General features: G+C 62.8%; 12 protein-coding genes. 6 read left to right on the forward strand and 6 right to left on the reverse strand.

The window, feature by feature from the left end; genetic code table 11:
• Positions 1 to 52: 52 nt before the first annotated feature.
• A complete protein-coding gene (locus tag Q0X68_RS05190; RefSeq protein WP_297748532.1) occupies positions 53 to 781 on the forward strand; it encodes a hypothetical protein in 729 nt (242 codons plus the stop codon).
• A gap of 94 nt (positions 782 to 875) precedes the next feature.
• Here the strand turns inward: Q0X68_RS05190 and Q0X68_RS05195 are convergent, their stop codons facing one another.
• The 6 genes from Q0X68_RS05195 to Q0X68_RS05220 all read right to left on the reverse strand — a co-directional run bounded on the left by Q0X68_RS05195 (position 876) and on the right by Q0X68_RS05220 (position 6,659).
• Positions 876 to 1,778 (reverse strand): metal ABC transporter permease, encoded by a 903-nt coding sequence (locus Q0X68_RS05195; protein WP_297748534.1) that lies wholly within the window; start codon positions 1,776 to 1,778, stop codon positions 876 to 878.
• Positions 1,775 to 2,734, reverse strand: coding sequence for a metal ABC transporter permease (locus tag Q0X68_RS05200; protein ID WP_297748537.1), 960 nt, complete (start codon positions 2,732 to 2,734; stop codon positions 1,775 to 1,777). Before Q0X68_RS05200 ends, Q0X68_RS05195 begins: the two co-directional genes overlap by 4 nt.
• Positions 2,727 to 3,539, reverse strand: coding sequence for a metal ABC transporter ATP-binding protein (locus Q0X68_RS05205; protein ID WP_231974307.1), 813 nt, complete (start codon positions 3,537 to 3,539; stop codon positions 2,727 to 2,729). Before Q0X68_RS05205 ends, Q0X68_RS05200 begins: the two co-directional genes overlap by 8 nt.
• 34 nt (positions 3,540 to 3,573) lie before the next feature.
• Positions 3,574 to 4,470: a metal ABC transporter solute-binding protein, Zn/Mn family gene (locus Q0X68_RS05210; protein WP_297748542.1), complete on the reverse strand. Its 897-nt coding sequence runs from the start codon at positions 4,468 to 4,470 to the stop codon at positions 3,574 to 3,576.
• Positions 4,471 to 4,720: 250 nt separating this feature from the next.
• Positions 4,721 to 5,800, reverse strand: a complete 1,080-nt coding sequence (locus Q0X68_RS05215; protein ID WP_297748545.1) for a transaldolase family protein — start codon at positions 5,798 to 5,800, stop codon at positions 4,721 to 4,723.
• 115 nt (positions 5,801 to 5,915) lie between these two features.
• Entirely contained in the window at positions 5,916 to 6,659 is a 744-nt protein-coding gene (locus Q0X68_RS05220; protein ID WP_297748547.1) for a GntR family transcriptional regulator, read from the reverse strand.
• A 156-nt stretch (positions 6,660 to 6,815) separates the two neighbouring features.
• Here Q0X68_RS05220 and iolC point away from each other — a divergent pair, with 156 nt between their 5' ends.
• The 5 genes from iolC to Q0X68_RS05245 all read left to right on the forward strand — a co-directional run bounded on the left by iolC (position 6,816) and on the right by Q0X68_RS05245 (position 13,191).
• Positions 6,816 to 7,844: a 5-dehydro-2-deoxygluconokinase gene (gene iolC, locus Q0X68_RS05225; RefSeq protein ID WP_297748619.1), complete on the forward strand. Its 1,029-nt coding sequence runs from the start codon at positions 6,816 to 6,818 to the stop codon at positions 7,842 to 7,844.
• A complete protein-coding gene (gene iolB / locus Q0X68_RS05230) occupies positions 7,837 to 8,706 on the forward strand; it encodes a 5-deoxy-glucuronate isomerase (RefSeq protein ID WP_297748550.1) in 870 nt (289 codons plus the stop codon). Before iolC ends, iolB begins: the two co-directional genes overlap by 8 nt.
• Positions 8,703 to 10,586 (forward strand): 3D-(3,5/4)-trihydroxycyclohexane-1,2-dione acylhydrolase (decyclizing), encoded by a 1,884-nt coding sequence (iolD, locus tag Q0X68_RS05235; RefSeq protein ID WP_297748554.1) that lies wholly within the window; start codon positions 8,703 to 8,705, stop codon positions 10,584 to 10,586. The genes iolB and iolD overlap by 4 nt, the downstream gene beginning before the upstream one ends.
• Before the next feature lie 28 nt (positions 10,587 to 10,614).
• Positions 10,615 to 12,111 (forward strand): CoA-acylating methylmalonate-semialdehyde dehydrogenase, encoded by a 1,497-nt coding sequence (locus Q0X68_RS05240; protein ID WP_297748622.1) that lies wholly within the window; start codon positions 10,615 to 10,617, stop codon positions 12,109 to 12,111.
• Between the two features lie 171 nt (positions 12,112 to 12,282).
• Entirely contained in the window at positions 12,283 to 13,191 is a 909-nt protein-coding gene (locus Q0X68_RS05245) for a type IV toxin-antitoxin system AbiEi family antitoxin domain-containing protein (RefSeq protein WP_297748557.1), read from the forward strand.
• Positions 13,192 to 13,218: the final 27 nt, after the last annotated feature.

Raw genomic sequence — 13,218 nt, forward strand, 5'->3', positions numbered from 1 at the left:
CGCGCCCATTGAGGTCACAGTTGAATCACAATTGTCCCTCTAGCGTGGCAGCATGCTCGCCGGACTCATCATTGCCACCCTGCTCGTGGCGGGTTTGGCATTCGCTATTCCCTGGATCTCAAATCAGCGCACCAGCCTTGACGACATTGCTGAAGAACCGACGGAGCGCTTCTCTCAATCGCTGCGAATCTTCACTGGCGACGACGCTGACTACGGCGATCCCGCCGCGGTGTCGACGCCGCTCACCCGCGCCTCGGAGCGCTACGGGCTGAAGATGGCCGCGCAGCAGGCGGCGCGTCGTCGTCTCACCGTGATGGCGACGCTGTGCATGATCGCGGTGGTGCTGGGTGTGCTCGGCGGCTTCGGTGTTGTTGCGTGGTGGGCCTTCCTCATTCCGGCCGCGCTGATGGTTACGTTCATCGGCGTTGCGCGGTTCACCGTCGTGAAGATGCACCAGCGGATGGACGCCCACGCTGCACGGATCGACGCCGGATTCAGCGACGACGAGGCCACCGAGGTAATCGAGGTCGTCGAGGAAACTGCCGAATCGACCGAGTTCTCTATCGACCTCAGCGCGCCATCGGAGCACGGCGTGTTCTGGGATCCGGTGCCCGTCACCGCCCCCACCTACGTGCAGAAGCCGCTCATGCCGCGCACGGTGCGCACCATCGACCTCTCCGCGCCCGTCGTCGCGAGCACGCCTTTGGTGCCCACCGCCGACGAACCCGGCGCACCCGTCGCGGAAGAGTCAGCCGAGCTGCCCCGCGCCATGGGCGAGTAGTCCCCGACGAGCAACGCCAGCCTAGAGTTCGCCCCGTCCCCGTGGCGGTACATTGCACGGCTGGGGCTACAGATGAGAGAGCCTGCTCACATGATCATGGTTGATTGGGGAGCTGACCCCGTGCGTGCGAAGTGCTCATGCGAATACGCCGGGGCCTGCGCAGCATCCAAGCGATGGCTACGAGAATGAACAGAATGCCATCAATGAGTGCCATGGTTACCGATGTGGGTAGCTCGGCTTTCCATGCAATTGCGAATCCAGCAATGGCGCTCAATACGGCAGTAATGACTGTTGCTGGGATAACGCTGCGGATGTCGCGGGTAATGAGTAACGCTGTTGCTGCTGGGCAAATCATCAACGCTACGACGAGAATTGACCCAGCAACGCTAAATGCGGTGACTACGGTCAAGGCGACGAGAGTCATGAACACGTTGTCGATACGCCGAACAGGCATGCCGATGGAGCGAGCGTACTGTGGGTCGAAGATTGCAGTGCACAGCACTCGTCGGTATCGCGCTATGAAGGCAATGTTCAACGCCGAGACGCCAATCAATGTCCACATGGCGCGCGGCCCAAGGCTGATTCCGTCGATGAAGATATGTTGCGAGCGTAGAGCCATCAGGTTGAGGTCGCCAGCCAACACTGTTTCCGTGCAGATATGGGTGTTGGAATAGGTGGTCGACAGCAGAAGAACGCCGAGTGAAAACAAGGCAGGGAAAAGGACGCCTTGGTCTGCTTCTCCTATGAGGAGGCTGGCCCGACGTAGCCAGTTTGAACACCACACTATGGCAAGTCCCATGAGTGTGGCGAGGGCAATCATGAGCGGCGATTGAAGGGTTCCTGTGATCACCACTCCCATGACAATTCCTGGCAGCACCGCATGCGACATCGCATCCACCAACATGGATTGCCTTCGGAGCACAACGAAGACCCCAGGAAGCGAACATGCTACTGAGGTAACAACGGCGAGTAAGAACGCAGATGCGATGAAGCTCATCGTGGGTCACCTGTGCTTCGAATCGCTACGCGTTGGCTCTCCTCGTCGCTGGGCCCATCCGCGGCACTGGGAATTGCAGCCCTGCGCCTGCGAGGAGAAACGAGTATCGCTATAACGAATACTCCAAATAGGAGTAGTACAACAATCGGGCCAGTGGGAACATTTCCAGCGCTAATGGAGAGATACGTTCCCACACCTCCGGCCAGGGCACCAATAACCCCTGACCCCAATGCCATGTGCGCCATGGAGCTGGCGAATTGGTGGCATATTGTTGCCGGAAGGATGGCAAAAGCGATCATGAGGATCATGCCGACACTTTTGATTCCTGCAACGATAGCGAGTGTCACGCATGTCATGAGAATGGGGTTGACGATAGATGGGCGTAAGCCATACATGCGAGCTGCCACCGGGTCGAAGATGCAGATCTTGAATTCCTTCCATAACACCACCAGCACCATCAACACGACGACTGATAGCCACACTATTGTGTGCAGATCAGCGGCTCGGGTGGTTGCAGCGTTGCCAAAGATGTAATCCGAGAGCCCCGCCCGTCCTCTTAGCCGAGAGTGACTGATGATGTAAAGGAGGCATAAGCCTCCCCCGTAGAACAGAGCCAGGGACACCGCCATCGCTGCGTCCGCGCTGATAGGAGTGCGATCGCTGATCCACGAGGTAATCCACACCGATAGGAATGCAGAGAGGGCAGCGCCCAGGATTAAGACTGGAATAGAGCGCCCGTTGATCCCGAGCACGGCTTCTGCGACGATGAATGCGCAGGCGACGCCGAAGATTGCTGAATGACCCATCACGTCGGACATCAGTGATTGCCGACGCAGGTAGAGCAGCGAGCCGAATACTCCAGCCAGGAGTCCTGCGAGGACGACAGCGAAGAAGGTGGTCCGGTAGCCATACGTCGAGAAGAACTCCGTTATCGGTATGAAGTGCAGGTTACCCATCGCAGCCCTTCAGCATTTCGGGGGCAATCCCGTAAGCGTTGGCAAGATGTTCTGGTGAGAGCACATCGTCGATAGCCCCAGTTGCTTGGACCGAACCAGCGGAGAGCAGCGTGGCTTGGTCGCAAAACCCACCGATACTTGAGATGTCATGGTGCACGATCATGACCGTCTTGCCCTGCGTGGCCACGTCCTGGAGGACGCTCCGGATCACGGATTCGGAGGCGATGTCTACCCCTGCGAATGGCTCGTCCATCATCAGCAGGTCACTTCCCTGAGCGAGTGTGCGTGCCACAAACACGCGCTGCTTTTGTCCGCCCGAGAGTGCTGATATATGTCTATCCGCGACGTCGGTCAGTCCCACGCGTTCCATCGCGGATGCGGCAGCCTTTCGCTCCGTGCGCCCCGGACGTCGCACCCAACCTAATCGTGGGAATGTCCCCATCAGGACTACGTCTTTGACCTTGATTGGGAAGTCCCACTCAACGCTGGCTGTCTGTGGCATGTAGGCAACACGCCTGCGTGCATGCTCCAAGGGCTTTCCAAAGAACGTGACCGTTCCTGTTGTGCCTGGGAGAAGACCGAGGGCCGCTTTCAGTAGCGTTGATTTTCCTGATCCGTTCGGTCCGATGATGGCATGAACTGACCCAGCCTCAACGTCGAGATTCGCATCGACTAATGCCATGGTTTGCTGATAACCCGCGCTCACGCCCCGCATATTGAGAGGAGCATCCAAGACACTCACCTGCCTTTCGATGGCGCTGTGCGCCATACGCAAGCCTGTTGTGCGGCGGAGTGTTGCCCGCACGCACAACAGGCTTTGTATTCGTCCCGGTTCTGCGTTATCGAAGCGCCTCGCTAATTACTTCGATGTTCGACTTAAACGCTCCCAGGTAGGTATCGGTTGGGGCAGACTCTCCCAACGTGTCGGCGAATAGCTCTGTGTCCGCCACTTCGACGTCTCCTCCCTTGGCTCGCACGGACTCCTTCAAGTGCTGGATCGCCTCTGGGTTCTTGAGATTGTCTTGGAAAATGACCTTGACTTCGTGCTGGACAATCAACTCAGCGAGATCGTTTAGCTCAGCCGCTGAGATCTGAGATTCAGATGTGACGAGGTCCGTGGCGTGCACGTCGATCTTGTAGGTGGCGCCGAGGTAGTTGAACGCATCATGACCAGTGATAAGAATGCGCTTATTCTCCGGAATCTGGGCGAGTTTCTTCATCGCCTCTTCGTGAGCGTCCTGGATTTCGGACTTGTATTTCTTCGCATTGTCGGCGTAGGTGCTGGCGTTGTCCGGATCTATGTCGGAGAGTTTGTCTGCGATCGAATCCACGACGTAGTTCCACAGTAACGGTGAGTTCCAGACGTGCGGGTCGTGCCCTTGCGTTCCGTCGTCGGTCTCCCACGGCAGTAGGTCTTTTTCTGGGATGGCCTCAGCTGCCGGCAGTGACTTATCACCGAGTGAATCAAAGTGCTCCATCATTCGGTGTTCCATGTCGTGACTCGTCCACACGACGAGATCAGCGCTGTCAACCTTCTGGATGTCAGCGGTCGTCAGCTCTTGCGTGTGTGGGTCTCCGCCAGGGGCGACGAGCGTCGTCACCTCAATACCTGGAGCGATGTTGTGAATGGCGTCGGTCAGGTATCCCGTCGAGGAGACGACGTCAAGTGCATCCCCGTCACCGTTGCTGCCAGACGAACACCCCGCTAACGCTGCCGTCGCACATGCAACAGCCACCAGCGCACCGACACAACGATTCATTCTCACGTTACTCTCCCAAACCTTCTACCGGGTCTCTCTTACGGCGGACCGCCCGTCGCAAACTTAGGTTAGGCAAACCTAAGTTTGCGTGTCAAGGCTGGGGGTGCTGCCCGCTGGTGCGCATCGACGACGCTGTGTCGCCGTCGAAACAAATCTGGTGGCACAAACAACCGGGGCGGCAACACCGAAGTATTGCCGCCCCAGCGTGTACGCCTGAGTGCAGGGTTTACGGAGCTTCGACGATCAGGTCGCGCACCAGAAGGTCGAGATCCGCATCCGCGTTCAGGAACTGGCGGATGGTCTTGCGGGTGGCACCGAACTGCTCGAACTCCTCGACGCTCATGCCGTCCACCTCGTAGGCGCGCATGAACTCGGGGATGCCCTTGAGCGTCTCCATGATGTGCTCCGCCACGGGCTCGTCGATGCGCGACACCGGCTTGTACCCGGAATCGTTGACGCGCTTGGCCCACTTGAACGGGGGAGACACGACGAGGTCGCCGCCGATGAACTCGCTCCACTGCAGCACGTTGCGGTAGGCAGCGATGAGCAGACGGGCGCGCAGGCCGCGCTCCTTCATGATCTTGTAGGCGTGCTTCGACGCGGCGATGCCTGCCCACTCGAGGTGGCCCGGGTCGAGGAAGCGCTGCTCCTTCTCGACGACGGTCTTCAGCCAGTCGTCGAGGCGCCCAACCATGAGGGTGACGACCGGGCCCATCTGCGATACGTCGAGGCCTTCTTCCTCGCGACGCTTCAGGCCGCGCTCGATAGCTTCTGCAGCGGCGATGACTTGAGGCACGGTGAAGGAAACAGTGACGTTGATGCTGACGCCGCGGTAGGTGGCGTCCTCGATGGCCTCGATGCCCACCTTCGTGGCGGGGATCTTCACGATGATGTTGGGTGCGAGCTCCGAGAACTCGAAGGCCTGGTCGGAAAGCGCCTTGGCGTTGCGGTGGAGGCGCGGGTCGGTCTGCACCGACAGGCGGCCATTCTTACCGTTCGACGCCTCGAAGGCCGGCTCCAGCAGTTTGGCGGCTTCGACGGACATGTCCCGGATAGCCTGCCAGCCGATCTCGCTCTCGCCCCACGTCGGGTTGTCCTGCGCAATCTGACGGATGCGCGGGCCCCACACGTCGGGGTGCTTCTTGATGGTGGTGTAGGCGATGACGGGGTTGCAGGTGGCTCCCACGCCGCCCATAGCGATGGACTGGCTTAGCTCCTCGATGTCCGCGGAGTCGTTCCACTGCGCGGTTTGGGGAAATTCTTGCGCGGCGTCCCACAGAGGGCCGGGGATGTGCTCGTCGGTCATTGCTGTCCTCCTTGATGGCTCAGCCTAGAGCGGGTGTTCGTAGCCACTATTCAACGCCCTTTCAGCAACTTTGTCAATACAAAGTTCGACGTGCACCCTTCGGCCACGGCTGATCTCAGGCAAACACCGTCTGGCTATAGGTGTAGCGACTCGCCCGGTACACGTGGGTGCCCACCTCGACGGGTTGTTGCTGTTCGTCGTAGGCCGTGCGCTGCATCATGAGCAGCGCAGCGCCGGGGGGTTCGTCGAGCAGCTGCGCCTCGGTGTCGTCGGCCAGGCGCGCACCGATGTTCTGGGTGCCGAGCTTAATCTGCACGCCGCGTTCGCGCAGGAGCTCGTAGAAGCCGTGGTCCACGAGTTCGGCGCGGGTGGGCGCGATGCTTTCGGGCAGCACGTTCATCATGAGGGCGAGAGGTTCCCCGTCGCTGAAGCGCAGGCGCTTGATGCGCACGACGGGGGTGCCGACGGCGAGTGACAGCATGGCTGCGGTGTCCTCGTCGGCGGGGTGGGCCATCCACTCGAGCACCTGGGTGGTGACGGATCGACCGTCGCGGGCGAGGTCGTCGTGGAGGCTCGTGAGCGCCATGGGGCGATGAATCTGGCGGGGAGCGACGGCGGTGCCTGCGCCCCGTCGACGCACGATCAAGCCGCGGTTCACGAGGGTTTCGAGCGCGCGCCGGGCTGTCGGTCGTGACACCTGGAGTCGCTGGGCCATCGAAACCTCGTCTTCGAGCTTCGTGCCCGGCTCGACGGCGCCCGACTGGATCAGGCTGATCAGCGGGTCGGCGATCTGCTGGTGCAGGGGGATTGGGCTGTTGCGATCAATCTCCACTTCGAGACTGAAATGCTCTTTGGACATCCTCGGGCTTTCTTGTTGTGACTTATAGCATCGTAGGAGGATACAAAGATTTGAGCGAATTTGGGAGCCCTATCCAGCACCCCGCCTCCCAGTTTGTCTTGACATTTGGGAATGCCTGTCTAGGATTGAGTGCAGGACCTCGACGAAGCGGGTGACATGGGACTGTTCAATGTCGATGCACTGGATGTGCTCACGATGGGGCGCATCGGTGTGGATATTTATCCACTGCAGACCGGCGTCGGCCTGCAGGACGTCGACAATTTCGGCAAATTCCTGGGCGGCAGCCCCACCAACGTCGCCGTCGCCGCAGCGCGTATGGGTAGCTCGTCGGGCATCGTGAGCGCCGTGGGTGAAGACCCGTTCGGCACCTTTTGCCGGGAGGAGCTCGGTCGCCTGGGTGTGTACGAAGACTTCGTGCAGACCATGGTCGGGCACAACACCCCCGTCACCTTCTGCGAGATCTTCCCGCCCGACAATTTCCCGCTCTACTTCTACCGACGCCCCGTCGCGCCCGACATGCTGCTCACTCCTGACACGCTCCCCGTCGGCGCCATCGAAGCGGCCCGCGTGTTCTGGCTCACCGGCACCGGGTTCTCCAGCCAGCCCAGCCGCGACACACACTTCGCCGCACTCGAAACCCGCGCGAGCAGCGGTATGACAGCCCTCGACCTGGATTTCCGCCCACAGTTCTGGGAGAGTCCCGACGAGGCCCGCATCCACATGCGTGAGGCACTCAGGAAGGTGACGATCGCCGTCGGCAACCGTGAAGAGTGCAAGGTCGCCGTCGGAGAAGACGACCCCATCGCAGCCGGCCGAGCACTGCTGAAGCTCGGCGTGCAGGTGGCCATCGTGAAAGATGGGCCGCGGGGAGCCACGCTCATCACCTCCGACGAAGTGGTCCACGTACCCGGCACCCGCGTCGAAGTGCTCAATGGGCTCGGCTCCGGCGACGCCTTCGGCGGAGCACTGTGTTACGGATTGGTGCAAGGCTGGGAACTGGGCGAGATGCTCGCCGTAGCATCTGCGGCGGGGGCGATCGTCGCGTCGAGGCTCGAATGCGCGACGGCGATGCCCACCCTGCCCGAGCTACGCCGCATGGTGCAGGAGCACCCACAACCGCTATCGAGAACATGCACAACCAATCGCTCCCATGGTGGAGCTCCAAGTGAGGAGAGCAATGACTGAACACGTGTTGCCCGCAGGCTCGACGGCCAACGGGGCCGTCGAAGTGGATGTCAGCCCTAAGCGTGCAGGGTGGACTTGGTCTGGGCTGCAGGTGGTTGCGCTTGCCGCCGGCGAATCGCACACGATCCGCACGGAAGGCCATGAATACCTGGTGCTGCCGCTTGCCGGCGGGTGCACCGTCGAAGTGGACGGGCAGAGCCACGAGCTGCAGGGCCGCTCCACCATCTGGGGTGAGACCACCGACTACCTGTACCTGCCGTCGGGTGCGGAAGCCACCGTCACCGCTACGCGCGACGGGCGGTTCGCGCTGCCGTACTGCGTGGCCTCCGAGAAGCTTGAGGTGCGCTACTGCCCGGCCGACGAGGTCAGCGTCGGCATTCGCGGCGCTGGCGTGATGAGCCGTCAGGTATCCAACTACGCCATCGGCAACCCGCTGCACACGTCGCGCCTGCTCGTCACCGAGGTCATCACCCCAGGCGGCAACTGGTCGAGCTACCCGCCCCACAAGCACGACGAGGACTCCGAGAACGAGCGCGAGCTCGAGGAGATCTACTACTTCGAGATTGAGCCCGACGAGCACGGCCCCGGCATGGCGTTCCACGCCACCTACGGCACCGATGAGCGTCCCATCGACGTGGCTCTCCGCGTCGGCAATGGCGACGTCGCGCTCGTGCCACACGGCTACCACGGCCCCTGCGTGGCAGCACCCGGATACAACCTGTACTACTTGAACGTCATGGCTGGTCCTGGCGATTCCACGTGGCTGTCCGTCGACGATCCCTGTTACGGCTGGCTGCGCGACACCTGGGAGTCGGCCGACGCTGATCCCCGCCTCCCGCTTGATCCCAAGGAGCACGTATGAGCACGATTCGTCTGACGGTTGGCCAAGCCGTCGTTCGCTACCTCTCGCAGCAGTATTCCGAGCGCGACGGGGTGGAGCGCCGCTTCATCCGCGGCATGTTTGGCATCTTCGGTCACGGCAACGTGGCCGGGCTCGGCCAGGCCTTGCTGCAAAACGAGATCGCGCCCGACGAGGGTGAGGATCGCGTCGAGTTCTGGCATGGCCGCAACGAGCAGGGCATGGTGCACGTCGCCGCTGCCTACGCGAAGGCGAAAGACCGGCTGGAGACCCTCGCGGTCACGTCCTCCATCGGCCCCGGCGCGCTCAACATGGTGACCGGCGCCGCGCTGGCCACCACCAACCGCGTGCCCGTGCTGCTGTTCCCCTCCGACATCTTCGCGAACCGCGCCCCCGACCCGGTGCTGCAGCAGCTCGAAGATCCGACGAACCCCGACGTGAGCGTCAACGACGCCTTCCGTCCGGTATCGAAGTTCTGGGACCGCGTGAACCGCCCCGAGCAGCTCATGGTGGCGCTCCCGCGCGCCATGCGCGTGCTCACCGACCCGGCCGACACCGGCGCCGCCACCATCTGCCTGCCTGAGGATGTCCAGGCCGAGGCGTACGACTGGCCGCTGGAGTTCTTCGAGAAGAAGGTGTGGCACATCGGGCGCATTCGTCCCGACGAGGCAGCCCTCGCCCGAGCCGTCGAGGCCATCAAGGCGTCGTCGAAGCCGCTCATCATTTCCGGTGGCGGCACCATTTATTCCGGGGCCTGCGACGAGCTGCGCGCCCTGGCGAGTGCCACCGGCATCCCGGTGTCCGACACGCAGGCCGGTAAGGGAGCCATCAATTGGGATCACCCGCAGGCTGTGGGTGGCGTCGGTGCTACTGGCGCTGGCTCGGCCAATGCGCTGGCCGAAGAAGCCGACCTGATCATCGGCATCGGCACCCGCTACTCCGACTTCACCACCGCGTCTCAGACGCAGTTCAAGAACCCCGACGTGCGCTTCGTGAACATCAACGTCGGCGCCTTCGACGCGGCTAAGCAGGGCGCCGAGATGGTCGTCGGCGACGCGCGCGAGACGCTGCGAGCACTCTCCCCGGCACTCGACGGATACCGCGTGCCCGAGGAATGGGCCACGAAGATCACCGACGAAGTTGCCGCCTGGCAGCGCACCACCGATGAGTGCTACAACCTGGGGCACGGCCCGCTGCCGGCGCAGACCGAGGTGTTCGGCGCGCTCAACGAGCTCATGGGCCCGAACGACGTGCTGATCAACGCCGCCGGCTCGATGCCGGGCGACCTGCAGTGCCTCTGGCGTGCCAGTACCCCGGTGGGGTACCACGTCGAGTATGCGTTCTCGTGCATGGGCTACGAAATCCCGGCCGCGCTGGGCGTCAAGATGGCTCTGCCCGACTCCGAGGTGGTGGCGATCGTCGGCGACGGCACGTACCAGATGCTGCCGATGGAGCTCGCCACCATCGTGCAGCAGCGTGAGAAGGTCATCCTCGTGTTGCTGCAGAACCACGGGTACGCGTCGATTGGCTCGCTGTCCGAGTCGCACGGCTCGCAGCGCTTCGGCACCAAGTACCGGATGCGCGACGAGGACGGCAACGCCACCGACGAGCTCATCCCCGTCGACATCGCCGCCAACGCCCGCTCGTGGGGCATTGACGTGATCGAGGTGAAGACCATCGATGAGTTCCGCGATGCCTACCAGAAGGCGACGGAGTCGACGCACACGACGATGATCCACATCGACACCGATCTCTACGGGCCCAACCCGCCCGGCACCGGCTGGTGGGACGTGCCCGTCGCGCCAGTGTCCCGACTTGAATCCACCCAGACCGCATACGCCGAATACGCCGAGGCCGTGAAGGCCCAGCGTCGATTCTTCTGACAAGGAGCAACACATGACCGAACTGACTATGAAGCATTGGATTGATGGCAAGGAGGTCGTCGAAGACGGCGCCGACGTCATCGACATCGACTCGCCCACTACCGGCCAGGTGCTCGGCGGCGTCGCAGAGGCGAGCATCGAGCTCATCGAGCGCGCCATCCAGGGCGCCCGCAAGGCGCAGAAGGAATGGGCGGCTATGTCGCTCGCGAAGCGCACCGCCGTGATGTTCAACTTCCGCAACCTCATGGTGGAGCGCCAGGATGAACTCGCCGCCATCATCGTGAAGGAAGGCGGGAAGACCCACGGCGATGCGCTCGGTGAGATCGCGCGTGGTCTGGAGATCGTCGAATTCGCTTGCGGCATCCACAACGCGCTCAAGGGCGACTACACCTCCGGCGCCTCGACGGGCATCGACATCCACACCATCCGCCAGCCCGTTGGCGTCGTCGGTGCCATCTGCCCGTTCAACTTCCCCATGATGGTGCCCATGTGGATGCACCCGATGGCGCTCGCCACCGGCAACGCCGTCGTGCTGAAGCCCGCCACCCCAGTGCCGACGGTGTCCCTCACCGTCGCGAAGATGTACCAGGAGGCGGGGCTGCCCGACGGCCTGTTCCAGGTGGTCTGCGGCGACAAGCAGGTGGTGCAGCACATGCTCAACTCCGACGGCATCGACGCGATCTCGTTCGTCGGCTCGACGCCGGTGGCGAAGATCATCGCTGAGGGCTGCGCGAAGACCGGCAAGCGTTACCAGGCGCTCGGCGGCGCGAACAACCACGCCATCGTGATGCCCGACGCCAACCTCGATTTCGCTGCGAAGCACATCGTCTCCGGTGCGTTCGGTGCGGCTGGTCAGCGCTGCATGGCGCTGCCCGTCGTGGTGGCCGTGGGCGAGGCCGCCGATCCGCTGATCGAGAAGGTGAAGGCGCAGGCGGAGGCGCTCGTGCTCGGGCCTGGTGAGGACCCGAAGTCCGAGCTCGGCCCCGTCATCTCGGCCAAGTCGAAGGAGCGCATCATCTCCTGGATCGACGAGGCTGAGGCCGCGGGTGCTCGCGTGGTCTTGGATGGCCGCGGATTCCAGCATGCCGACGAGCAGTTCGCCGGCGGTAACTGGCTTGGCCCGACGATCCTCGACAACGTGCCGCTCGACACCAAGGCATACTGCGAGGAGATCTTCGGCCCCGTGCTCGTCGTCGTGCGTGCCGAGAGCTACGACGAGGCCATCAAGATTGTGAACTCCAGCGAGTTCGGCAACGGTTCGGCGATCTTCACCGAGTCGGGTGAGTACGCTCGTCGCTTCGAGCTCGACGTCGAAGCAGGCATGGTGGGCATCAACGTGCCGATCCCGGTGCCGGTGGGCTACTACTCCTTCGGTGGCTGGAAGGGCTCGCTGTACGGCGACGTGAAGATGCACGGCCAGGAGGGCGTGAACTTCTACACCAAGGCCAAGGTCATCACCACCCGCTGGGCAGGTCGCCCCGACGAACACGTCGGACTCGACTTCGTCGCCTCCGCTTCGCGGTAAATCCGCCGCCCAGCTGGGCGATGGGCTCCGCCGAAGCCCGGCGGAATTAAGGAATGAGGGATTCCACCATTTTCGGTGGAATCCCTCATTCCTTATCTGTGGAGGGGTGAGTTTTCCACAGCTTCGCGATGGGGCATGGACGGGAGCGCCCAGCCAGGGCAGCATGTCGCCATGGTGCATCCCGACGCAGCGCTTGCCTCGCTCCTGCGCACGCAGGCAGGTGCAGTGAGCGCGAAACAGCTACTGGCGCTCGGGTTTTCCAGGCGGCAGATCGAGCGCCTGGCGAGACGGTGGGTGCGCGTGGCGTCGGGGATCTTCGTCGAAGCCATGACCTTCGCCGCCGCAGTCTGGGCCGGGCTGCTGCGCGGGGGAGAGGGTGCAGTGGTGGGCGGCGAGGCTGCCGGTCACCTCGCAGGTTTCCTCCCGACGGAACCCCGCACGGTGGTCGTGTGGGCCAGGCATGTACACGAGGACATGCGGGTGGGGCCGTGGCTTGTGCAGTTTCGGCAGGGGAAGCGCGGCGGGCGGGGCACTCCGCCGGCAACACGCCCTGAGGTGACCGTGCTTGATATCGCCGAGCGTTCGTCGGAGGTGGATGCTGTTGGGGCGCTCACGCGTGCGCTAGCGGAGCGGCACACCACTGGCGAGCGCGTGGCAAGGGAACTCAATGGCCGGGGCCGGCAGCGGCATCGACGGCTGATCGCGCGGCTGTGTGAGGAAGGGGAAGCAGGGATCGAGAGCGCGCTGGAGTATCTGCTGCTGCGCAACGTGATTCGCGCCCATGGTCTGCCGGAGCCGGACCGCCAACGTCGACGCACGGCGGGCCGCGTCGACAACCACTACGACGAATACGGGCTCATCGTCGAGGCCGATGGTGCAAGCCACCACCGCGATAAGGCGCACGATTATTTCCGCGATAACGAACACCTGCTCGTTCACGACGAACGCACGCTGCGGTTTGGCTGGGTGCAGGTGAACGCACAGGCATGCCGGGCTGCAGACCAGCTCGCGCGTGGGCTGGAGCAGGGTGGCTGGGACGGGAACCGAGGGTCAACGACGTGTGACTGCAATACGGAATGAGGGATTCCACCAAAAACGGTGGAATCC

The sequence above is a fragment of the uncultured Tessaracoccus sp. genome (assembly GCF_947286155.1).
In the GTDB taxonomy this organism is placed as follows: domain Bacteria; phylum Actinomycetota; class Actinomycetes; order Propionibacteriales; family Propionibacteriaceae; genus Arachnia.

Bases quoted from the DNA above. Each gene is read 5' to 3' on its own strand.
- Q0X68_RS05220 (WP_297748547.1), bottom strand. From the start codon at position 6,659: ATGTCCAAAGAGCATTTCAGTCTCGAAGTGGAGATTGATCGCAACAGC.
- iolD (WP_297748554.1), top strand. From the start codon at position 8,703: ATGAGCACGATTCGTCTGACGGTTGGCCAAGCCGTCGTTCGCTACCTC.
- iolB (WP_297748550.1), top strand. From the start codon at position 7,837: ATGACTGAACACGTGTTGCCCGCAGGCTCGACGGCCAACGGGGCCGTC.
- Q0X68_RS05195 (WP_297748534.1), bottom strand. From the start codon at position 1,778: ATGAGCTTCATCGCATCTGCGTTCTTACTCGCCGTTGTTACCTCAGTA.
- iolC (WP_297748619.1), top strand. From the start codon at position 6,816: ATGGGACTGTTCAATGTCGATGCACTGGATGTGCTCACGATGGGGCGC.
- Q0X68_RS05215 (WP_297748545.1), bottom strand. From the start codon at position 5,800: ATGACCGACGAGCACATCCCCGGCCCTCTGTGGGACGCCGCGCAAGAA.
- Q0X68_RS05190 (WP_297748532.1), top strand. From the start codon at position 53: ATGCTCGCCGGACTCATCATTGCCACCCTGCTCGTGGCGGGTTTGGCA.
- Q0X68_RS05240 (WP_297748622.1), top strand. From the start codon at position 10,615: ATGAAGCATTGGATTGATGGCAAGGAGGTCGTCGAAGACGGCGCCGAC.
- Q0X68_RS05245 (WP_297748557.1), top strand. From the start codon at position 12,283: ATGGTGCATCCCGACGCAGCGCTTGCCTCGCTCCTGCGCACGCAGGCA.
- Q0X68_RS05200 (WP_297748537.1), bottom strand. From the start codon at position 2,734: ATGGGTAACCTGCACTTCATACCGATAACGGAGTTCTTCTCGACGTAT.